The sequence below is a fragment of the Vibrio sp. 1CM8B genome, assembly GCF_023161685.1.
Taxonomy (GTDB): Bacteria; Pseudomonadota; Gammaproteobacteria; order Enterobacterales; family Vibrionaceae; genus Vibrio; species Vibrio coralliirubri.
Genome location: NZ_JALNTU010000006.1, coordinates 225,711 through 247,759, shown reverse-complemented (window position 1 = coordinate 247,759; position 22,049 = coordinate 225,711). Strand labels below are relative to the sequence as shown.

Here is a 22,049-nt window from a genome sequence, read left to right as displayed (position 1 = left end):
ATGCAGAATTTATTCTAACTAGTTAACGCCTATGGGAAGGAAATCATGGCATCAAAGCAAAGAGCGATCTCAAGACTCGTCGCTCAATCAGGACAAATGTTATTGGCGCACGGGGCAGAGAGCACTCTGGTCGGCGATATCATGCGCCGCATCGGCATTGCTTGTGGGGTGAATGAGGTTGAAGTCGCACTGTCAGCCAATGCGCTTGTTGTAACTACCGTAATGGATGATCACTGTATTACCACCACTCGAAGTTGTGCTGATCGTGGCATTAACATGCAGGTTATCACCGACATTCAACGCATTTGCATCATGATGGAGAAGGGAATTCTCGATTATGATTTGGCGTATAAAAAGATTCAAAACATCAGCCCCGAGCGCTACAACCGTTGGTTAGTGGTTGTGATGATAGGGTTGTCGTGCGCTTCTTTTAGTCGGCTTGCGGGCGGAGATTGGCAGGTTTTCATGATGACCTTTATTGCGTCTGCTTGTGGCATGATCGTCAGACAAGAGATTGGTCATCGCCATTTTAACCCACTGTTAAACTTTGCAATCACAGCATTCGTTACCACGACCATTTCAGCTCAAGCCGTCCTTTACAATATTGGTGGCCAACCAACCATCGTGATGGCTTCATCGGTATTGATGTTAGTACCCGGCTTCCCTCTGATTAACTCTGTCGCTGATATGCTTAAAGGCCATATTAATATGGGGTTAGCGCGCTTTACCATGGCCAGCTTATTAACTTTGGCGACGAGCTTGGGTATTGTGGCAGCGATGAGTTTATCTGATGTTTGGGGATGGGCGAGCTAATGAGTATTTTCGAACTGTTTTTAGGTTTGCTCAATGATATGTTTTTCGCCGCGATTCCTGCGGTTGGATTCGCATTGGTGTTTAACGTCCCGCAACGCGCTTTAATTTATTGTGCACTTGGCGGCTCTATCGGCCATGGTAGCCGTTATCTGATGATGCACTTTGGTATTCCAATCGAATGGGCAACGTTCTTTGCCGCGACGGTGGTTGGCATGATAGGGGTTCATTGGTCACATAAACTGTTAGCGCATCCTAAGGTATTTACGGTTGCTGCCTTGATTCCTATGGTCCCAGGCGTGTTTGCCTTCAAGGCAATGATTGCTATGGTAGAGATTAACAGGGCAGGCTATACGCCTGAGTTACTGGCAATGTTGATGGAGAACTTTTTGAAATCAATGTTCATTATCGCTGGACTGGCGGTTGGCTTAGCTGTACCAGGGCTGTTATTCTACCGACGCAGACCTATCGTCTAGCATCAAATCTCTCTCAGTTAAGGACAGGACTTTCGATTTATGATCATCAGTATGATTGCAGCAATGGCCAATAACCGTGTAATAGGTAAAGACAACCAGATGCCTTGGCACTTGCCTGCGGATTTTGCATGGTTTAAACGCTCGACTATGGGTAAGCCTGTAGTCATGGGGCGTAAAACCTATGATTCGATCGGGCGCCCTTTACCTGGTCGATTAAACGTTGTGATTAGCCGTGATGCGAGTTTGGAAATTGAAGGGGTGACGACTGTTACTTCGATTGATAAAGCACTAGAGCTGGTCAACGGTGTCGATGAAGTGATGATTATCGGTGGTGGTTCAATCTATGAAACTTGCCTACCTAAAGCAGACAAGTTGTATCTGACTTATATCGATTTTGATGTCGATGGAGATACACAATTTCCAGACTGGGGTGAAGGTTGGAAGCAGAGCTTTAACGAGAGCTATCAAGCTGACGAGAAAAACAAACACAATATGGAGTTTGTGATTCTCGAGCGTTAAGTCCTAATTTAAAAACACTTGCGCTGCTGCACGAGTAGCGCAAGTGTTTCGTATATCTATAACGCTTTTTGAGTAAAAAACTGTTTGTCTTCCCAGCGAAGTGCGGTTAAGTCTCCTCCCCAAACGCAGCCAGTATCAAGTCCAATCACGTCTTTTCCGTTATAGCCTTCAAGTGCAGCCCAGTGTCCAAAGACAACGGTTTTATCGAGCTTTATGCGTTGTGGAAGGTCAAACCACGGTACTAATGGTTCATCGGTAATTTCACTCGGTGGTAGCTTACATGCCATGTCGAGACGGCCATCTTTAAAACAGAAACGCATTCTTGTCAGGCTATTGATCGCATAGCGATAGCGCTCAATATCATGTAAATCCAGATGCCATAAATCAGGTGCGTTGCTGTACATGTTTTCTATTAGCCATTGCCATTTATCGGACTTTAACAAGGATTCGATCTCTCGACTTTCAATACGTGCTCTTTCTATATTCCACTGCGGTGAGATACCCGCATGGCACATCACGAACTCTGGGTGTTCATGAAGCAAAGGCTGTTGTCTTAACCATTCGAGTAGCAGTTCACGATCTTCAGCATCAAGAATCGCTTGAGTCTTATCTTTTGGTTTCGATGGAAATAGCCCTAAAGACACCGCCAGAAGGTGTAAGTCGTGGTTGCCTAATACAACCTTAGCTGCGTCACCAAGGCTACGAATAAAGCGTAGCGTCTCCAATGATTTAGGGCCTCGAGCGACTAGGTCTCCGGCGACCCATAACGTATCTTGGTGTTTATCAAAGCTGATAGTTTCAAGCAGTAATTGAAGTTCGTCGAAGCACCCTTGGATGTCTCCTACAATATAATTCGACACAATAATTTCCTGTAGATACGGATGTACGGCTAATTAAGAATATTAGGGATTGCGAGTCTGAATGGGTCAACTTCGGTAATAAAATCAATGCCCTTATTATCGGTCATCACATAGTGACCTTGCATAACACCAACAGGGGTTTCGATGACCGTGCCACTTGTGTAGGTGTACTCGTCGTTGGCTTCGATTACGGGTTGTTGCCCAACCACACCATCACCTTCAATGGTGAGTTGTTTACCGTTAGAGTCGGTAATTAACCAACGGCGAGACATAAGCTGCACCGTTGTTTTACTTAGGTTTTTGATGGTAATAATGTAGGCGAAGACATAACGATTCTTCGTTGGCTCAGATTGTTCTTCTATGTACTTAGAGTGAACCTGGCATTTGATACAAGGCGTAGATATATCCATATTCGCACCTTTTGTTGTTGATATACTTAATGTAATTAAAGTATTACATAAAAAAGGCTCCTAACCGAAGTGTAGGAGCCTTTTTTATTTATTTGTCAGCGTTGTGGCTGTCGTACAACCAGTTTGCCATGTCGACAAACTGCTCAAGCGTTAAGTTCTCAGGACGCATGCTTGGGTTGATACCTAACTCTTCAAGCACTTCCTTATCGATTAAGCTCTTGTAGCAGTTACGAACTGTTTTACGACGCTGGTTAAAGCCTTCACGACACACGCGATCTAGCCATTTTAGATCTTTTGCCGGGTAAGGCAGCACTTCGTATGGCTGTAGGCGAACGACTGCTGAGTCTACTTTCGGTGGCGGAACGAAGGCCGTTGGTGGCACTTCTAACACAGGCGTCACTTTACAGTAGTATTGAGCCATTACAGTAAGGCGGCCGTAAGCTTTGCTACCAGGGCCAGCTGCTAGACGGTTAACCACTTCTTTTTGAAGCATAAAGTGCATGTCTTGCACGTCTTTATGGAATTCAAAAAGGTGGAACATCAATGGTGTAGAGATGTTGTATGGCAAGTTGCCAAAGATGCGTAGCTTATTGTTTGGCTTAACCAGTTCTTGGAAGTCGAACTTCATCGCATCGCCTTCACGAATCGTTAGCTTGTCCGCAAGATCTGGATGGTTACGAAGACGCTCTGCAAGGTCTCTATCCAATTCGATAACGGTAAATTTATCGACAAGCTTACCCACAGGCTCAGTAATTGCGCCTAGACCAGGACCGATCTCTACCAAGTTTTGACCGGGTAGTGGGTTAATACTCGATACGATGCCATCAATAATGTATGGATCGTTAAGGAAGTTTTGACCAAAACGTTTACGCGCTTTGTGCCCTAAGTGGACATCATTTCTCATTGCTTTTTCTCTACTAATTCAATGGCGTGCGTGAGCGCTGTTCTAAAGCTCCCTGTATCGGCTTGGCCTTTCCCTGCCAAGTCTAAGGCGGTACCGTGGTCGACTGATGTGCGAATAAACGGTAAGCCAAGCGTGATGTTCACTGAGCGACCAAACCCTTTGTATTTCAATACTGGGAGTACTTGGTCGTGATACATACCTAAAACAGCATCTGCATCTTGCAAATATTTTTCATTAAAGATGGTATCTGCTGGCAATGGGCCAACTAAATTGATGCCATCTTTTTGGCGAATTTTTTCTAGCGTCGGGGTGATGGTTTCAATCTCTTCACGCCCTAAACAACCATCTTCACCAGCATGTGGATTCAAGCCACATACGTAGATAGTTGGTTTCTCAATCGCAAATTTCTCAACCAAATCTTTATTCAGAATAGCAATAATTTGCTCTAATCTGTCTTCGGTCACAGCTTGAGATACATAAGCTAGTGGGATGTGCGTTGTTACTAGCGCAACACGCAGCCCTTCAGTTGCCAACATCATCACCACCAGTGGTGTGTTGGACTTCTCTGCAAAGAACTCGGTATGGCCACTAAAAGCAACGCCAGCTCGGTTAATTACACCCTTGTGAACGGGGCCGGTGACAATAGCATCAAATTCATCATTCATACAGCCAATTGCTGCGGTTTCTAAAGTATTTAATACGTAATGACCATTAGCCTCGTTGAGTTGGCCTGCAACTGCCGTTTCAGCAAGTGGAACGTGTTTCACTACCAGTGTGCCAGCACGTTGAGGTTGCTTAGCTGCGTTTGCGTCATAATCTAGCAGATCGACTTCGATACCAAGAATTTTGGCTCGCTCGGATAGCAGTGTTTTATCGGCACAAACCACGAGTTGATGAGGCCAGCTTTCTTGAGATAGAGCCAAAGTTAAATCTGGACCTATCCCAGCAGGTTCACCTGCGGTTATGACAATACGTTTAGTTGTTGTCATCTTGGTCGTCCTCAACCATTTCAACAAAGGCACTTGCTCTTACTTCTTGTAGCCAAGCACCCGCTTCTTCGTTAAATTTACGGTTAAATAGAATTTGGTAAGCCTTGTTTTTCAAAGCTGAATCGGTGCGGTCTACTTCGCGACGGTCTAGTACTTCAACAATGTGCCAACCGTGTACGGTTTTGAATGGCGCACTGATTTTGCCTTCAGGTAGCGTTTCTACTTGGTGTTTGAACTCTGGTACATATAAATCTGGTGTTTGGTAGCCTAGCTCACCATCTTGTACTGCAGAACCTGGATCTTGGCTGTATTGCTGTGCAAGGTCACCAAAGCTCGCTTCACCTGCGTTTACGCGGCGCGTGATCTCTTCAAGTTGCTCCTTCGCGCCATCATCACTCAAGATTACGGTTGGCTTAATCAGGATATGACGAGCATTAACTTCAGTCACTGCTACGGTTTCTAAGCCTTTCACATCTTCAATTTTTAGAATGTGGAAACCTACACCGCTACGGAAAGGACCGATGATGCTGCCTTTATTTTGCATTTTGATTTGATCAGCAAAAATAGTTGGCATCTCTTCTTTACGCATCCAACCCCAATCACCACCTTGCAGCGCTTTAGGACCCTTAGAGTAAGTATAAGCCATGGTGCTGAAATCTTTGCCTGAGTTCAGTTCCTCGACTAGTTCAGTCGCTTGAGCTTCTAACTCTTCTTTGGTTTGGTCATCATTAAAGCGCAGTTGAATGTGGCCAATTTTGTATTGAACGGTCGCATTAGTCTCTTGCGCTAAGATATCCGCTAGGTTATCGACTTCAGCAGGTAGAATATTGATACGACGACGAACTAAGGCGTTACGTGCTTCACTTGCTGCAATCTCTTTTCTTACTTGCTCTCGAAATGCATTGTAGCTAAGGCCTTCTTCCGCAACCGATGCTGTGAGTTGTTCAACTGTTTGGTTGTTGTCTTTCGCGATGCCTTCGATTGCTTGATCAAGTCGAGCATCATCGATACGTACACCAATACGTTCCGCTTCTTGAGTTTGAATAGTATCAATGATCAGTTTTTCGAGCACTTGCTCATTGAGCACATCTTGCGATGGCAATGTTTGCCCGCTTTTCTTAGCGTTTGCACGCAGCGTCTTCATCGAAGCATCGATGTCGCTTTGCAAGATAACGCCCTCGTTAACGATAACTTTTACGCTGTCTAGCTCGACCGGCGCTGCAAAGCTTGTTGATAAAGTACAAGTCGCTGCGATAGCAATTAATGTGCGTTTCCACAATGTCATGTGTAATCCTTTAAATTTACTGATGTTTTATCAATAAAGAAAATTAGTTGTTTAAGAAGAATGGGCGACCATAGCTTAGAGAGTTGTCAGAGCTGCTATCCCCAACGGCTCCTGAGTCAGAACCAATGTTGGTACCAAAGCCTACAATACCGAAGTTAACGCTGAAGTTATTTTCATATTCAGGCGTAGTATTTGGATTACTAATGTTGTTTGTTAAACGGTTACTATAAGTAAAGCCGATGTACCAACAATCCGATTTGTAGTTTAAACGAGCCAACCACTCTAGATCTTCTTGTGTGGTTAAGTCATAGAAATATTGAGCACTGGTATTCCACTTTGGCGAAATTTGGTAGGCTCCGAGTAGACCTGCTTGTGAGATACCATCCCTCGTAATTGATGATACGTCAAAATCTACAGTTTCATTTATGTACTCTTCTGTTACATAGCGGTAGTTGGTTTGTATGTAACCGCCTGCGAAGCGATATTCTAATGTGCTGTTTGCAAGTTGCATCGCAGTGGTATCGATGTCGTATTGCACGCCACCATGGTAGAACAGATAGTCATCATAGTTGAAATCCATTTCAATAGCCCAAGACGAATAATTAGTTTTCTTATCAGAGTCGTCGTTGTCTAAAGTCTGTTTTGTATCTTTATCGATATAAAAAATCTGACCAAAAGAAATATTCAAACGCTCTTTATACTCATCATCGAAGAAACGAGACGATGCACCATAACTAATTTGATTCGCAGATGCGATACGGTCTACACCACTGTATTTACGGCTTCTAAATAGGCCGTAGTAATCGGTTTGTAACAGCGTAGTATCATAAAGACCAATATCGCTTTGATCTTCTTCTGGCACGTAAAGATACTGGACTTGCGGTTCGAGTGTTTGAGTATAGTTGCCAACAATAGTGGTGTCGCGTTCTAGGACGATACCTGCGTGGCTTCTAAACTCTGGAATAACTCGGCTTACCGATTCTTCTAAGCCTTCATAATCAGAACCCGCACCTGTATCAACGCCGTCAAGGTCTTGTTGATAGTAAGTACCAAGTAGTCGAGCTTCTGTTGTCCATGTGCCCCAGGTATTTCCGACAGGGATCGTGATCCCTGGCTCAACGTGAACACGAGTCGCAGAAGGCTTACCTGAAGCATCTGTATCAAACAGAGATACATGGCTAATCATGTCGAAGTCTAAGTACTCCATCACCTCAGGAGCATAATAATTGTACTCTAGCTGTGGCATTAGGCGGTAAGGTAGGTTATTGCTTGTAGTCAGAACTTGGAAATCTCGAACAAGTACCGATGCATCCCAGTTTTGGGAGCGGTATGTCGCTCGGCCTTCCTGAAGTAGTTGGCCATCTTCACGGTTACCAATACCAGAACTTAGATCGGTAAAGTAATCAATATCACTGACTTTTGAATAGTCGACTTCAAACAACCACGATTGCTGGAATATCCCTGAATGCTGAAGTTGAGCACCCCAACGGTCGCCTTTTTCTGAGTATTTTTTGTCATCCGGCAAATATTCAGACTCGATACTACCTGAGCCAAAATCGCTTAAGTAACGGAATTTACTATTAAGTTGTGTACCACGCTCCTGCATGTACTTAAAAGTGGTTTCCAAGTCGTAGTTTGGCGCTAAGTTCCAATAAACAGGGATTTCAGCTTCAAAACCATCGCTTGAACCGTATGAAACTGTTGGATACAAGAAACCAGTTTTACGAGTATCGCCAATAGGAACAGTTAAATAAGGCAGGTAGAAAACAGGTACGCTCTGGATTTCAAAACGTGGGTTATAGAAGGTTGCTTGTTCTTCATTTTGATCGACGTCAATACTTGATGCTCTTAGACGCCAAGCATTATCGCCGATAGGGCAAGAGGTAATGGAGCCATCTTCAATCTCATAAACCGCTTTACCTGTTTTTGCGATATAAACAGCGTCGCCGCGACCGGGCTCGCAAAGGAATTCATAATCGGTGTTCTCAAGCGTCATTTCATCTGTAGTCAGATTATTGGTCGCTCTGTCTGAGATAGATTTGATTTGACCGTCACTAAAGTTTACGTTGCCTTCAGCTACAACGATATTTTCTTGTTGGTGCAGGGTTACGTTATCGGCAAGGATGGTCTTGTTCCCTTGCGTAACGACTACGTCACCTGAATATATTGCCTTGTCACCATTGATAGCTTCTAAGCGATCTGACTCAACGTGAGCGGGTAGCTGTGTCTCGTTTTCTGCAGCGGGCTCGATCAAGCATTGATCTATAGAGGGCATTTCCTGCACACTACTATCGGTGATTGTTTCAGCTTGAGTTGTCGACACGTATAACGCGGTACTTATAGACGCGGCTAACAAGGTGCGGGAAAAAGATTGCATGAAGTTGAACTATCCTGTGTCACTAGATGAAGGGTTGATCTAGTATCAATCCAATTAATAAAGCATTTTCCTTATGATAAAGGAAATAATAGCATTCAGCATCATCAGACAGCATTACTCAGATAAAATTCATAGATAGAGAACACATAATGCAAATATTTGGCAAAATTTTGGGCGCGTTTTTTGGCTTTTTATTTGGAGGGCCACTCGGTTTAGTTTTTGGTCTGTTTTTAGGACACCAATTCGATAAAGCTCGCCGATTGAACCAATCAGGCTTCAATAGCTCTGGTTTTGGTCGAGGTCCAAGCCAAGCAGAAAGACAGAACGAGTTTTTTAAATCCGCTTTTGCGGTTATGGGGCACGTTGCTAAAGCGAAAGGGCAGGTAACGCCAGAAGAGATTCAACTCGCTTCTACCATGATGGAGCGTATGAACTTGCATGGCGAACAACGCAAAGCGGCGCAAGATGCATTCCGAGATGGAAAAGAGAGCGACTTCCCTCTGAGCGACGTACTTGATCGAGTGAAAATCTCATCGGGTGGTCGTTTTGATCTTCTTCAGTTCTTTTTAGAACTGCAAGTATCTGCCGCATTTGCAGATGGAAGCCTGCACCCAAGTGAGCGTCAGGTTTTGCATAAGATTGCTCAAGGCCTTGGCTTCTCTGCAGAGCAACTCGAGCGTCGTTTGCAAATGCAAGAAGCGGCATTCCGTTTCCAACAACAGGGCGGAAGCTTTGGTGGTGGTCATCATCAAGGTCAGTCATCTGGTTGGCAACAAGCTTCACAACAGAACCAGCTAGGCGACGCATATAAGGTTCTTGGTGTGAGTGAAAGTGCTGACGGTAAAGAGGTGAAGAAAGCTTACCGCAAGCTGATGAATGAGCATCACCCAGATAAACTGATGGCGAAGGGCTTACCGCCGGAGATGATGAATGTTGCGAAAGAGAAATCGCAAGAAATTCAAAATGCTTATGACCTGATAAAGAAGGTCAAAGGTTTTAAGTAATCGAACACTAAACCGAGTAATAACAAAGTTACTCGGTTTTTTATTAAAGGGAATTATATGACGGTAACGTATCAGGATGTTCTAGAATTTTGGTTCGATGAGTTGACGCCTAAAGATTGGTTTACTGGCGGCGCCGAGATTGACACTTTGATAGAGTCTCGATTTTCTGAATTGCATAAAGCAGCCACTCAAGGCGAGCTATTTGAGTGGCGCCAAACTGCGCAAGGGCGATTGGCTGAGATTATCGTGCTTGATCAGTTTTCTCGAAATATAGGTAGAAACAGCCCGACAGCATTTTCTTCTGATCCGATGGCGTTGGCTCTAGCCCAAGAGGCGGTAGCGGGTGGTTTTGATCACCAGCTTAACGAGCAACAGAAAAGCTTCCTGTATATGCCTTATATGCACAGTGAATCTTTGTTAGTCCATGAACAAGCCGTGGAACTCTTTTCTCAAACGGGACTAGAACATAATTTGGATTTTGAGTTTAAGCACAAGGTTATCATTGAGCGTTTTGGTCGTTACCCTCATCGTAATGAAGTGCTAGGGCGAGCTTCGACTCCTGAAGAAATTGAATTCTTGCAGCAACCGGGCTCAAGCTTTTAATCGTAGAAATACGGTCAAAGAATTGAGAAGAGGCTAGCGGTTAATAAAAACCTCTAGCCTCTTTTTTGTTTAGCTTCATTCATGAGCTTTAACGCTAAAACTAGTTTGCTTGGTTAAGTGACCAATCATAGTCATAACTGATTTTCTCAGTGTTAGTCACCGGCTTTATTCGATACTGGTCTAAGTGTTGAATAAGTTGTTTCTCTGTACCAAAATCCACAGCAAACCATTCGTAAATCGATGATAGTTGAAGCTTGTTATTTGTTTCCAGTACGCCTTTGTCACTGCTTACAAACTCAGTTGCAGCTTGCTCTAGCAAGGCTTCAATATTGTCAGAGGTAAAAGCGTCAGGTTGTAAGTTAGGGCAACCTAGGCTGGCACAGTTCACTGCATAATGCGTACGAGGGTCTTGCCAAATTGGTCTGAGGATTCGGTGTTCAATGTCATTGAGTGTCAGTGATTTCCCGTTAACGACTACTACATCATCTCCCCACGGCCCGAAACTAAATAGTCCGCCAAGTTTAGTTATGGATTTGATCGGGTAGGCATCAAGAATCAAATCGACAGTCACGGCGTTATATAGATTAACCCAGTAGGCATACTGCTCCGCTTTTGAATAGTTGAGCGGATTCACCTGTTCGAGTTGCTTGATGTATTGCTTAAGTTTTGTCTTATCGGCAGTGTTCACCGCTTTATAGCGAACTAACGTATTTTGCCCCTGTTTAACCAAGTAGCTATCGAGGAGTTGCTGCCAATCTTGATGAGATACCTGTTCTAGGTTGGTTTCGTCGCTTTGGTTCCAGTATGGCCAAAGATCGGATTTAGGCGCAGACCAAGCTAAGGTTGAGAAAAGTAGGCTGACAATAAAAAGTAGTTGTTTCATGGCATTCTCCTGATGACTGACTACTAAGACCTTATGGCTTACCATTTTCTTTCATTGCTCTTCATTTAAATAAACATATGAAGTTAAGTTAAAAGCTTAGACAAATAAAAAAGGTTGGCACTTGGCCAACCTTTAGATTTATTCAGAAACGTCTCATTATTTTAGGAAGCTAGGAATCTTAGCTTCAAACTCTGAAATCTTATCGGCGTGTTGAAGTGTAAGGCCGATATTATCTAAACCATTCAGTAAGCAGTGACGACGGAACTCATCAATTTCAAACGAGTACTCTTTGCCGTTCGCGCTGACTTTCATTGCTTCTAGATCAACCGTAATTTCTGCACCTTCATTCGCTTCAACGAATTGGAATAGCTCATCCACTTCTTGCTCAGTCAATCGAACGGGCACCATTTGGTTGTTGATCGAGTTACCGTAGAAAATGTCGGCAAAGCTTGGTGCGATCATTACTTGGATACCATAATCGGCAAGCGCCCAAGGTGCGTGTTCACGAGATGAACCACAACCGAAGTTCTCACGAGCCAGTAGAATCGAAGCGCCTTGGTAACGTGCCTCGTTCATTACAAACTCAGGATTTGGCTGTTGCCCAGCATCGTCTAGGAAGCGCCAATCGTGGAACAAGTGTTTACCAAAACCAATGCGGTTCACTTTTTGTAGGAACTGCTTTGGAATGATCGCATCAGTATCGATGTTGGCCGTATCTAGAGGAACGACTAATCCGGTGTGTTGTTGAAAACCTGACATGTTAAATCCTCTAATTAAAGTTCACGAATATCGACAAAGTGACCAGCGATCGCTGCTGCTGCAGCCATTGCTGGGCTAACTAGGTGCGTACGACCATCACGGCCTTGGCGACCTTCAAAGTTACGGTTTGATGTTGAAGCACAACGCTCTTGTGGACCAAGACGGTCGTTGTTCATTGCAAGACACATTGAGCAACCCGGTAGGCGCCATTCAAAGCCTGCTTCGATGAAGATCTTATCTAGGCCTTCAGCTTCAGCTTGTGCTTTAACTTGCTCTGAACCCGGAACGATAAGCGCTTGCACATGTTTCGCTACTTGACGGCCTTTCGCTACCGCTGCTGCTGCACGCATGTCTTCGATACGAGAGTTAGTACAAGAACCCACGAACACTTTATCGACGTTGTAATCAGATAGAGATTTACCTGCTTCAAGGCCCATGTAAGCCAATGCTTTTTCAGCCGACGCTTTTTCTACAGGGTCAGCGAAGCTTTCAGGTGCTGGGATTGGTGTGTCTACCGAGATAACCTGACCTGGGTTTGTTCCCCAAGTGACTTGTGGTTTGATGTCTGCAGCTTCTAGCGTGATAACGGCATCGAATTCAGCGTCAGCATCGGTTTTCAGTGTGTCCCAGTATTCAATTGCCGCTTCTAGGTCTTCGCCCTCTGGAGAGAACTTGCGGCCTTTGATGTACTCGTATGTCGTTGCATCAGGGGCAATTAGACCCGCTTTCGCACCTAGCTCGATTGCCATGTTACATACTGTCATACGACCTTCCATCGTAAGGTCTGTAATTGCCTCACCACAGAATTCAACCACATAGCCAGTACCGCCAGCAGCCGTTGTTTTGCCGATGATCGCTAGCACGATGTCTTTTGCAGTGATTCCCGGAGCAACCTTACCTTTTACTTCGATCTTCATCGTTTTAGCACGAGCTTGTTTTAGCGTTTGCGTTGCTAGAACGTGCTCAACTTCAGAAGTACCGATACCGAATGCAAGAGAACCAAATGCACCGTGTGTAGCCGTGTGTGAGTCACCACATACGATGGTCATGCCTGGTAGCGTAATACCTAGCTCAGGACCCATTACGTGCACAATACCTTGGTATTTGTGGTTTAGGTCGTAAAGCGTGACACCAAACTCTTCACAGTTCTTCGATAGCGTTTCCATTTGGATACGAGCCATCTCACCAGAAGCGTTGATGTCTTTAGTTTGTGTCGATACGTTGTGATCCATGGTCGCAAAAGTTTTGCCTACTTGGCGAACTTTACGGCCTTTTTCACGCAGACCATCAAAGGCTTGTGGGGACGTTACCTCGTGGACTAAGTGACGATCGATATAAAGAATTGGCGTTTCGCCCTTTGCTGCAACCGCAACGTGAGCGTCATAAACTTTTTCGTATAAGGTTTTTGCTTGCTGGTTTGTCGACATAGCTTTTCTTCCTTGGGAGCATCAGTCCCAGTGTTTGTTTCGAGCCAAGCCATGCGGTTTACGCTGACTTGGCTTGATATTATTCTTATGTACTTGCTTCTAATCGGAGCATTTAGCTTATGAAGCTAAGATGTACTCAGCGATCTTGTCACCCATTTCAGAGGTAGTCAGTGCTTGGTTCTTACCTGCAAGGTCTGCCGTTAGCTCGCCTGCAGAAAGTGCTTTAGATACCGCTGCTTCGATGTCTTGTGCTGCCGCTTCTTCGCCTAGGCTGTAACGAAGCATTAGTGCAGCAGAAAGAATTTGCGCGACTGGGTTCGCAATGTTCTTACCTGCAATATCTGGTGCGCTGCCACCTGCTGGTTCGTAAAGACCGAAGTTGCTTTCGTTCAAGCTTGCAGAAGGGAGCATACCCATAGAGCCTGTGATCATTGCGCACTCATCAGAGATGATGTCGCCGAATATGTTTGAACATAGCATTACGTCAAACTGAGATGGATCTTTGATTAACTGCATGGTCGCGTTGTCGATGTACATGTGGTTTAGCGTGACATCTGGGTAGTCTTTCGAGATTTCTTCAACCACTTCACGCCATAAGATAGAGCTCTGAAGAACGTTTGCTTTATCGATTGAGTAAACGTTTTTGTTACGTAGACGAGCAGATTCAAAAGCAATCTTGGCAATACGTTCGATTTCGTAACGGTGGTAAACTTCTGTATCAAAAGCTTTCTCAGTTGCGCCTTCGCCTTCACGACCTTTAGGTTGGCCGAAGTAGATGCCGCCAGTTAGTTCACGAACTACAACGATGTCGAAGCCGTTACCTGAGATGTCAGCACGCAAAGGCGAGAAAGACTCTAGACCTTTATGGATTTGTGCAGGACGTAGGTTACAGAACAGTTGGAAGTGTTTACGGAGAGGAAGTAGGGCACCACGCTCTGGTTGATCGTTTGGTGGAAGGTGTTCCCATTTAGGTCCGCCAACCGAGCCAAATAGTACTGCGTCAGATTCTTCACAGCCTGTTACTGTCGCTTCTGGAAGTGGACAGCCGTGGTTATCAATTGCGATACCACCAACATCATACTCTTCACGAGAGAAGCTAATCGCGTGCTTCTTTTCAATCGCGTCTAGCACTTTGTGTGCTTGCTGCATTACTTCTGGGCCAATGCCATCACCAGGTAGTACGGCAATCTTGTATGATTTATCAGTCATGTTAATCCTTTAATTCTTGTTACTGAGCTCTTTCGCTCGTTTTAAATTTTGTCCCTAAAGCCAACAACATCGGCTCTAGGGCTCTGTTATTGGGTGTTTAAACTGTCGCGATTCTTTGCTGTTTCATTTCAGCGATGGTGTCTGCGCGTTGAATGCTATTAATAACGTGCAGTAGCGCCTGACCAGAGGCCTCAACGATATCCGTTGAAACGCCCGTACCGTGGTACTTGCGGCCTTTATAGTTAGCAATGATATCAGCTTGGCCTAAGCCATCTTCGCCTTCACCTTTCGCGGTAAGGTCGAATTTATCCAATGCAATTTCGTAACCTGTTAAGCGGTAGATACATTGGTATAAAGCATCAACCGGGCCGTTACCGACAGCCGCTTCGCATTTCTCTTCGTCACCACATTGCAGCTTAATGCTGGTGGTAGACATAACACTACCAGATTGTACGCTTAGGTAGTTAAGTTTATAGAAGTCATCTTCGTCACGTAGATTTGCGAAGTGCATTAGTGCTTCTAGATCGTAATCGAACACTTGGCCTTTACGGTCAGCAAGCTTCAAGAAGTCTTCGTACAATGAATCTAGGTTGTACTCATTGTCTTTGTAGCCCATTGCGTCCATGTGGCTCTTAACGGCTGCACGACCACTGCGGCTGGTTAGATTCAAAGCTTTGTTTTTCAAGCCAATAGACTCAGGTGTCATGATCTCGTAAGTGTTCTTGTTCTTAAGCATGCCGTCTTGGTGGATACCTGAAGAGTGGCTGAATGCGTTAGCACCTACGATTGCCTTGTTGTCTTGAATTGGCATATGGCAAAGCTGGCTAACCAACTTACTGGTACGGTGAATCTCTTTGTGGTCCAAACCGGTATGAACACCTAATAGCTCTTGACGAGTTTTGATGATCATTGCAATTTCTTCTAAAGAACAGTTACCCGCACGCTCACCAATACCATTGATTGTGCCTTCAATTTGTCGAGCACCTGCTTGAACAGCCGCAATTGAGTTAGCAACCGACATGCCTAAGTCATCGTGACAGTGAACAGAGATGATCGCTTGATCGATGTTTGGTACGCGATCAAATAGCGTTTGGATAATGCCACCAAATTCATTCGGTACTGTGTAGCCTACGGTGTCTGGAATGTTGATGGTTTTTGCGCCCGCGTTAATCGCGGCTTCAACCATGCGACATAGGTTGTCGATAGGTGTACGACCGGCATCTTCACAAGAGAACTCAACATCATCGGTATAGTTACGCGCATGCTTTACCGCTTTCACTGCCATCTCGACAACATCGTCGTAGCTGCGGCGTAATTTGTCTTGTACGTGAACCGTCGATGTTGAAATAAAGGTATGAATACGGAACTGATCAGCTACTTTTAGTGCTTCGGCAGCGGCATCGATATCTTTTGCAACGGCACGAGAAAGCGCACAGATGCGGCTATCTTTAATATTCTTTGCGATGGTTTGTACTGATTCGAAATCGCCTGGGGATGACACAGGGAAACCCGCTTCAATAACATCTACACCCAGTCGTTCAAGTGCATAAGCGATCTGTAATTTCTCTTTTACCGTAAGGCTTGCTGCCAACGCTTGCTCGCCATCACGTAAGGTCGTGTCAAAAATTATCACTTGATCGTTCATGGGTGCTTCCTTATATCGATAATGAATCGATTGCTATCCAAATTATTATTAAGAATGATGTTCTTTTAAAAGTGCCAGTTACAAAAAAACCCGCTCAGCGCGGGTTTTAATATTTGTGTAGTTCTTGACCCACAACTTACCCGCGCGATTGGTTCACGATAAGGAGAAGTTTCAGCAGTCGAGAAGAAGAAAAAATCATTACACAAATATCCGTAAATAAACTGTTAACACCATATTTACCGCAATTTATTCTGAGCGTCAAACAAGAAAATCCAATATCAGCGTGCATTGGCGACGTTTTGGTTTGGTTTGTGCTGTTTTGTGTTGCGTTATTGGCTAAATCATCTGATTGGTGGTTTTGTATTGGGGGGTTAGTTTATCGTTTGGCTTATGTGTAGGTTAAAACTTTGTAGTAAATCTTTTTGATGGAACGATTCACCAAAAAAATCACAAGCGTGACCAAATTAATTAATCACTTGATTAAATAGTGAGTAATTAATCTTCTACTGTTACGCCTGTTTATCTCTATAATTAATCAGATGATTAATTATAGAGATGGATTTTTGCCATGACGGCACGAAAAGCGGGGCGACCTCAAAAGAATTTAGATGTTCGGCAGTTATTGATTGAGCATGCTCGTGATCTGTTTGTCGTTCAGCCATACGACAAGGTCTCGACGCGCCTGATTGCTGAGCGTGCGGGTGTCAACATTGCGATGATCCGTTATTACTTTGGCAGTAAGGCCGGGTTGTTTGAAGCGATGCTGCGTGAAACGCTACGACCGATGCAATTGCAAATGCAAAGGTTGGTTGAAGAAAGCAGTCATGAGAACTTTCTTGATTTAATGAGGACTTACTACAAAGAGATGGTCAAGGTACCGAAGTTTCCGCGCTTGATAGCTCAAGTGATGAATATGCCTCCCTCTGAAGTGCAAAGAGAGTTGCTCGAAAAGGTTTTCCTCGATGTTGCAAAGCCAGCCCAAGATGTCATTTTTGAAAAGTTGGTTGAACAAGGCATCTTAAAACAGAACATGGATCCAAAATTGTGCCGTGTTTCGTATGTAAGCTTGATGGTGTTTCCTTTCATCGCTCCGCCGCCTTTATTGGCAATCCATGGGATTGAGATTAATGAAGAATTTCTTAATCGTTTAATCGAACACAACATTCAATTGATGACTGAAGGCTTTATTAACGCACCGAGCCCTTCTTCCGTGCAGGACCAAAGATAATGAAAATAAATAAAAAACTACTCTTCTTTCCAGCACTTGCGGTTGGTGTTATTGGCCTTGTCGCCGCGATTAACTTTAAGCCGGATCTTCCAACCAAACCTGTGGGTGATAGAGCCCGCTTAGTTGATACAGTGAGCCTAGAGCAACAACTGATAGCACCGTTAGCGGTTGGCTTTGGCAAAGTGGTGCCTAAAGTCGAATGGAAAGCGATTGCAGAGGTGACAGGCCAAATAGTGTATCGACATCCAGATCTTGAAAAAGGTCAGGTGATCCCCGCGGGAACGGTCGTGCTCAAGGTTGATCCATTGGATTATGAATTGAAGCTAATACAGGCAGAGGCGGATCTAAAATCAAGCCAAACCTCATTAGCGAAATTGAATCAAGAAGAAGATAACCTCAATCAGACTCTTAAGATAGAAAAGAATCGTTTGGTGATCAGCAATAAAGAGCTACAGCGTAAACAAGATCTGCGTAAGAAAGGTCTCACTTCTCAGTCTGATGTCGATCTACAGCAGCAAAGTGCATTGTCTCAGCAGAAGTTGGTATTAGATATCGCGAACCAAATCGCGTTAATGCCAGATGAAAAACGCGTCGCGGAAGCGGTGATTAAGGTCAATGTGTCTAAGGTAAAAGAGGCGCAGCGCTCTCTCGATAAGACCACTATCACTTTGCCAAGGGCAATGCGAATTGCTCAGGTTTATATCGAACAAAATCAAGTGGTTAACATTCAGCAGGAGATGTTTATTGCTCACGGGATTAATGTCATGGAAGTGGAGGCGCAACTTTCTATTCACGATATGCAAACTTTAGCCTCCAGCTTTAACCAGTTCCCTCGTGATGCTGCAGGAATCCCTAACCCTTATGAAGCGCCAATCAAAGCAAGCATTCAACTTAACAGCGGCAACCTGAACCTCAGTTGGCCAGCGAAGGTGGCAAGAATCAGCGAAACAGTTGATGAAAACCAAGCGACAGCGGGGATTATTCTCGAGATCGCTCAAGACTACTCACAATTGCAACCAGACAGCGCAACGCCTTTGGTTAACGGTATGTTTGTCAAAGCCGAGATTGAGGGTATCGCCAATCTAAGCTGGGTGGTTCCAGAGCGAGCACTGCATGGTGATAAGGTTTACCTGATGGATGACAATCAGCGTTTGCAAGTGGTCAATGTTGAAGTGCTTTATCGTAGAGACAATCAAGTGGTTGTGAGTGGCGAGCTACAAACTGGAGATAAACTGGTTCTTAATGACGTCCTGCCAGCAATTGAAGGCATGTTACTGAAAGAGTCGAACTCTGAAGAGGTTAAGCTTGAATCGGATACTCAGGAGAGTGCGTCATGATCAAGTTCTTTTCTAGGCACCCAACAGCTGCAAACTTGTTGATGCTTGGGTTATTGATCATGGGTATAAGCTCATTATCAACCATCAAGCGTGAAACCTTCCCCGCTTATGATCCGCCATATATTATGGCGGCCATCGTTTATCCCGGTGCATCACCACAAGAAGTGGAAGAAAGCTTGTGTGTACGAATGGAAGATGCCGTCGATGGCCTAGCTAACATTGAAGAGACTCAGTGTGAAGCGATCGAAGGCAGTGCTCGTTTAATTCTCAAGTTAAATGAAAAAGCGGACATCGGCCGAATGCTGGTGGATGTGCAAACCCAGATCAACTCGATCAATGATTTTCCGACTGAGATTGAATCGCCTGTTGTTCAAGAGCTAGATTGGAATGAACCGGTTGTTGATATCGCTATAACAGCCGAAACGTCGTGGCCGGAACTTAAGGCCTACGCGGAAGATCTTAAGCGTACCATGAAGCTTGATTACGATGTCTCTTTGGTCGAGGTCAGTGGTTTTTCTGATCATCAATATCGAGTGGAACTGGATACTCAAGCTATTCGTCAGCTGGGCTTGAGTGTCGGTGATATCGCGGATCAAATTGGTCGACAGAATGTAAAACTGCCGAGTGGTAACGTTGAAACACCAGACAAAAACTTCCTGATTCGTTTTGACGAGAGACGAATTACGCCTGTTGAACTGGAAAGCATCGTGGTTGGATCCGCGCCTAATGGCTCGGTGATCCGTTTGAGAGACATAGCCAAAATAACCGACCGCTTTGAGCTTGATGAACAAAAGGTGTTATTTGATGGCAAGCCTTCGGCGTTGCTTAAGATCAGTAAGAACAAAGAAGACGATGCGCTGCGAATCAAAGAGAACGTAACGCGATTCGTTGAAGATCAAAGTGCGATTGCTCCTGATGGCGTGACACTACAAATGACCAACGATCTCTCTTCTGTACTTTGGGATCGTCTAACCATGATGGTGAGCAATGGTTGGCAAGGTATTGTGCTGGTGTTCGCAACCATGTGGCTGTTCTTCAGCTTACGTTATTCGTTTTGGGTAGCGGCGGGGTTGCCGGTAGCCTTCCTTGGTGGTTTGTTCTTAATGGCCAACCTGGGTTTGTCGATCAACATTATGTCGCTAGTCGGCTTATTAATGGCAATCGGTATTATGATGGATGACGCCATCGTGATAGCTGAATCGATAGCGTCCCATTTAGACCGGGGGCAGAATGTTGATGATGCGGTGTACAACGGCGTTAAGAAAGTGCTTCCCGGAGTACTGTCTTCTTTCCTAACCACGGTGTGTATTTTTGGTAGCTTACTGTTTCTTGATGGTGAGATGGGCGCGGTGCTTAAGGCCGTTCCTCAAGTCTTGATTCTGGTGCTGTCGTTGAGCTTGATTGAAGCCTTCTTGATTCTACCTAATCACCTATCTCATTCATTACACAAAGAAAAGAATGATAAACCAGCGCTGCGCTTTAAGGTTGTATTACTTGAGAAGTTCGAGAACTTTCGTAATACCACTTTGATGAACATGGTTGAGAAAGTCGTGACGTTCCGTTATGCCTTTATGGGCGGAGTGATTACGCTGTTGTTGCTTTCGGTCGCCTTGATTGCTGGTGGTGTTGTTAAGTTTCAACCTTTCCCTGAGCTGGATGGTGATATTGCCGAAGCGCGTATTATTCTTCCGCCTGGCGCATCATTGTCTCAAACCGAGAAAGTGGTCGACAAAATTGTCGCTTCTGCTGAGCGTTTGAATGAGCAATGGAGCGAAGAGGTTGAAGAAGGCAATACACTGGTCGAGCACATCACCAGCCAATTCAATGCCAACGCCGATGCCAATGAATCTGGCCCGCACTTAGCCACAGTACGCTTAGATTTACGCGGAGCAGAGAGCCGTAACACGGTTATCGATGATTTCATTGATGCGTGGCGTGAAGATATTGGCGATTTAGCGGATCCTATTTCATTGGTGTTCAAGCAACCGACCATGGGGCCGGGCGGTCGTGCTATTGAAATCCGTGCCAAACATGATGACCTGAGCGCGTTGAAATCTGCTTCTTTGGATATTCAGGAGTACCTTAATCAGTTTGATGGGGTGCATGGCGTGCTTGATGACATGCGCATGGGTAAAGAAGAGATCTTGGTGAAGCTGCGCCCTGGAGCTGAAACCTACAATGTGAATGGGCAGATGATTGCGTCTCAGTTACGAGCGGCTTTCTTTGGGCAAACGGCGGACGAGATTCAAATCGGTGTTGAGAATATCTCGATTGAAGTGCGTCTTGATAAGGAGCAAGCGGGCGACATACAGCAGCTGGCTAACTTCCCAATTATTACCGCAGATGGCAGTCAGATCCCGCTAGCAACGTTGGCGACATTAGATTTCCAACGTAACTACGTGCGAATTCAACGTATTGATGGGCTGAGAACCATCAGTATCTTTGGTGATATTGATAATAAGAAAGCGAGTTCATCCGCGATTTTGGCTCAGTTCCAAAAAGATGAAGCCGCCAAACTTATTCAGAAGTACCCGGGTTTACGCTTTGATTTCGAAGGGGAGGCCAAAGATGCGGCTAAGACAGGCGCTTCGATGGGCAAAGGATTCTTACTTGGCCTATTCGGTGTGTTTGCGATTCTTAGCTATCAGTTTAGAAGCTACTTAGAACCTGTGGTCGTGATGTTGGCGATTCCACTCGCCTTTATTGGGGTGGTCGTTGGTCACTGGATACTTGGGCACTCTTTGAGTATGCCAAGTATGATGGGTTTTGTGTCGCTTGCCGGTATTGTGGTTAATGATTCCATCTTGTTGGTGCAGTACATTCGTCACCATGTCGATGAGGGAGATAGCGTGCATGACTCGGTGGTGAAAGCCAGTCGTGAGCGTTTCCGAGCGGTATTCTTGACCTCAATGACGACTGCGGCAGGTTTGCTACCGCTATTGACGGAAACCAGCTTACAGGCACAGGTTATCCAGCCATTGGTTATTTCGATCGTATTCGGCATATTTGCCTCGACCTTACTAGTGCTGTTTATGATCCCAGCGGCCTACGCGATATTGGCGGATTTCGGTTTGGTGAAAAAGCACGAGCCATTAGCGCTATAGCCTTTAACACTTAATTATTTGCGAGCTCTACTATTATTAGCGAGCTCTAGTATCATTAGCGAACGCTATAACCATTAACTCGATAGAAGTAGCGTTTGCTTGCTTATATAAAGAAGTGAAAACATAGAAGAATAAAGCGGCCTTGGGTCGCTTTATTTTTATCGGTCGTTTCTATCGCTATCCTGACTTGATCCATTGACCTGTCTATCAAGCATGGGAA

The 22,049-nt window shown here is 44.8% G+C and carries 19 protein-coding genes; 8 read left to right on the top strand and 11 right to left on the bottom strand.

The window, feature by feature from the left end:
• Window positions 1-45 precede the first annotated feature (45 nt).
• The 3 genes from MSG36_RS14630 to folA are packed head-to-tail and all read left to right on the top strand — an operon-like array spanning window position 46 to window position 1,805.
• Window positions 46-813 (top strand): threonine/serine exporter ThrE family protein, encoded by a 768-nt coding sequence (locus MSG36_RS14630; RefSeq protein WP_048657975.1) that lies wholly within the window; start codon window positions 46-48, stop codon window positions 811-813.
• Entirely contained in the window at window positions 813-1,286 is a 474-nt protein-coding gene (locus tag MSG36_RS14625; RefSeq protein WP_017062945.1) for a threonine/serine exporter family protein, read from the top strand. The genes MSG36_RS14630 and MSG36_RS14625 overlap by 1 nt, the downstream gene beginning before the upstream one ends.
• Before the next feature lie 39 nt (window positions 1,287-1,325).
• Window positions 1,326-1,805: a type 3 dihydrofolate reductase gene (gene folA, locus MSG36_RS14620; protein WP_248368476.1), complete on the top strand. Its 480-nt coding sequence runs from the start codon at window positions 1,326-1,328 to the stop codon at window positions 1,803-1,805.
• 56 nt (window positions 1,806-1,861) lie between these two features.
• Here folA and MSG36_RS14615 read toward each other — a convergent pair whose 3' ends face one another.
• The 6 genes from MSG36_RS14615 to lptD all read right to left on the bottom strand — a co-directional run bounded on the left by MSG36_RS14615 (window position 1,862) and on the right by lptD (window position 8,630).
• Entirely contained in the window at window positions 1,862-2,665 is an 804-nt protein-coding gene (locus tag MSG36_RS14615; RefSeq protein ID WP_248368475.1) for a symmetrical bis(5'-nucleosyl)-tetraphosphatase, read from the bottom strand.
• 29 nt (window positions 2,666-2,694) lie between these two features.
• The gene (apaG, locus tag MSG36_RS14610) at window positions 2,695-3,075 is read right to left on the bottom strand and encodes a Co2+/Mg2+ efflux protein ApaG (RefSeq protein ID WP_004735899.1); all 381 of its coding nucleotides are present in this window, start codon (window positions 3,073-3,075) and stop codon (window positions 2,695-2,697) included.
• Window positions 3,076-3,163: 88 nt separating this feature from the next.
• The gene (gene rsmA, locus MSG36_RS14605) at window positions 3,164-3,979 is read right to left on the bottom strand and encodes a 16S rRNA (adenine(1518)-N(6)/adenine(1519)-N(6))-dimethyltransferase RsmA (RefSeq protein ID WP_017062942.1); all 816 of its coding nucleotides are present in this window, start codon (window positions 3,977-3,979) and stop codon (window positions 3,164-3,166) included.
• Entirely contained in the window at window positions 3,976-4,968 is a 993-nt protein-coding gene (gene pdxA, locus MSG36_RS14600; protein WP_017062941.1) for a 4-hydroxythreonine-4-phosphate dehydrogenase PdxA, read from the bottom strand. The genes rsmA and pdxA overlap by 4 nt, the downstream gene beginning before the upstream one ends.
• Window positions 4,955-6,253 carry a peptidylprolyl isomerase SurA gene (gene surA / locus MSG36_RS14595; protein WP_048609649.1) on the bottom strand — a complete coding sequence of 433 codons (1,299 nt, stop codon included), beginning with the start codon at window positions 6,251-6,253 and terminating at the stop codon, window positions 4,955-4,957. Before surA ends, pdxA begins: the two co-directional genes overlap by 14 nt.
• 43 nt (window positions 6,254-6,296) lie before the next feature.
• Entirely contained in the window at window positions 6,297-8,630 is a 2,334-nt protein-coding gene (gene lptD / locus MSG36_RS14590; protein WP_248368474.1) for an LPS assembly protein LptD, read from the bottom strand.
• A 149-nt stretch (window positions 8,631-8,779) separates the two neighbouring features.
• On the opposite strand from lptD, the gene djlA reads away from it, so the two are divergent.
• Both djlA and MSG36_RS14580 read left to right on the top strand, forming a co-directional pair.
• The gene (djlA, locus tag MSG36_RS14585; protein WP_248368472.1) at window positions 8,780-9,634 is read left to right on the top strand and encodes a co-chaperone DjlA; all 855 of its coding nucleotides are present in this window, start codon (window positions 8,780-8,782) and stop codon (window positions 9,632-9,634) included.
• A 57-nt stretch (window positions 9,635-9,691) separates the two neighbouring features.
• Window positions 9,692-10,237: a DUF924 family protein gene (locus tag MSG36_RS14580; RefSeq protein ID WP_248368470.1), complete on the top strand. Its 546-nt coding sequence runs from the start codon at window positions 9,692-9,694 to the stop codon at window positions 10,235-10,237.
• Between the two features lie 100 nt (window positions 10,238-10,337).
• Here MSG36_RS14580 and MSG36_RS14575 read toward each other — a convergent pair whose 3' ends face one another.
• The 5 genes from MSG36_RS14575 to leuA all read right to left on the bottom strand — a co-directional run bounded on the left by MSG36_RS14575 (window position 10,338) and on the right by leuA (window position 16,160).
• Window positions 10,338-11,120, bottom strand: a complete 783-nt coding sequence (locus MSG36_RS14575; protein WP_248368468.1) for a DUF547 domain-containing protein — start codon at window positions 11,118-11,120, stop codon at window positions 10,338-10,340.
• A gap of 156 nt (window positions 11,121-11,276) precedes the next feature.
• Window positions 11,277-11,879, bottom strand: a complete 603-nt coding sequence (leuD, locus tag MSG36_RS14570; protein WP_017061388.1) for a 3-isopropylmalate dehydratase small subunit — start codon at window positions 11,877-11,879, stop codon at window positions 11,277-11,279.
• A gap of 14 nt (window positions 11,880-11,893) precedes the next feature.
• The gene (leuC, locus tag MSG36_RS14565) at window positions 11,894-13,306 is read right to left on the bottom strand and encodes a 3-isopropylmalate dehydratase large subunit (RefSeq protein ID WP_248368466.1); all 1,413 of its coding nucleotides are present in this window, start codon (window positions 13,304-13,306) and stop codon (window positions 11,894-11,896) included.
• Between the two features lie 117 nt (window positions 13,307-13,423).
• Window positions 13,424-14,515, bottom strand: coding sequence for a 3-isopropylmalate dehydrogenase (gene leuB / locus MSG36_RS14560; protein WP_248368463.1), 1,092 nt, complete (start codon window positions 14,513-14,515; stop codon window positions 13,424-13,426).
• A 97-nt stretch (window positions 14,516-14,612) separates the two neighbouring features.
• Window positions 14,613-16,160, bottom strand: coding sequence for a 2-isopropylmalate synthase (leuA, locus tag MSG36_RS14555; RefSeq protein ID WP_019826902.1), 1,548 nt, complete (start codon window positions 16,158-16,160; stop codon window positions 14,613-14,615).
• Between the two features lie 568 nt (window positions 16,161-16,728).
• Here leuA and MSG36_RS14550 point away from each other — a divergent pair.
• The 3 genes from MSG36_RS14550 to MSG36_RS14540 are packed head-to-tail and all read left to right on the top strand — an operon-like array spanning window position 16,729 to window position 21,829.
• Window positions 16,729-17,388 (top strand): TetR/AcrR family transcriptional regulator, encoded by a 660-nt coding sequence (locus tag MSG36_RS14550; RefSeq protein ID WP_048609655.1) that lies wholly within the window; start codon window positions 16,729-16,731, stop codon window positions 17,386-17,388.
• The gene (locus MSG36_RS14545; protein WP_248368460.1) at window positions 17,388-18,725 is read left to right on the top strand and encodes an HlyD family secretion protein; all 1,338 of its coding nucleotides are present in this window, start codon (window positions 17,388-17,390) and stop codon (window positions 18,723-18,725) included. The genes MSG36_RS14550 and MSG36_RS14545 overlap by 1 nt, the downstream gene beginning before the upstream one ends.
• The gene (locus MSG36_RS14540) at window positions 18,722-21,829 is read left to right on the top strand and encodes an efflux RND transporter permease subunit (protein WP_248368457.1); all 3,108 of its coding nucleotides are present in this window, start codon (window positions 18,722-18,724) and stop codon (window positions 21,827-21,829) included. Before MSG36_RS14545 ends, MSG36_RS14540 begins: the two co-directional genes overlap by 4 nt.
• The last annotated feature ends 220 nt before the right edge of the window (window positions 21,830-22,049 follow it).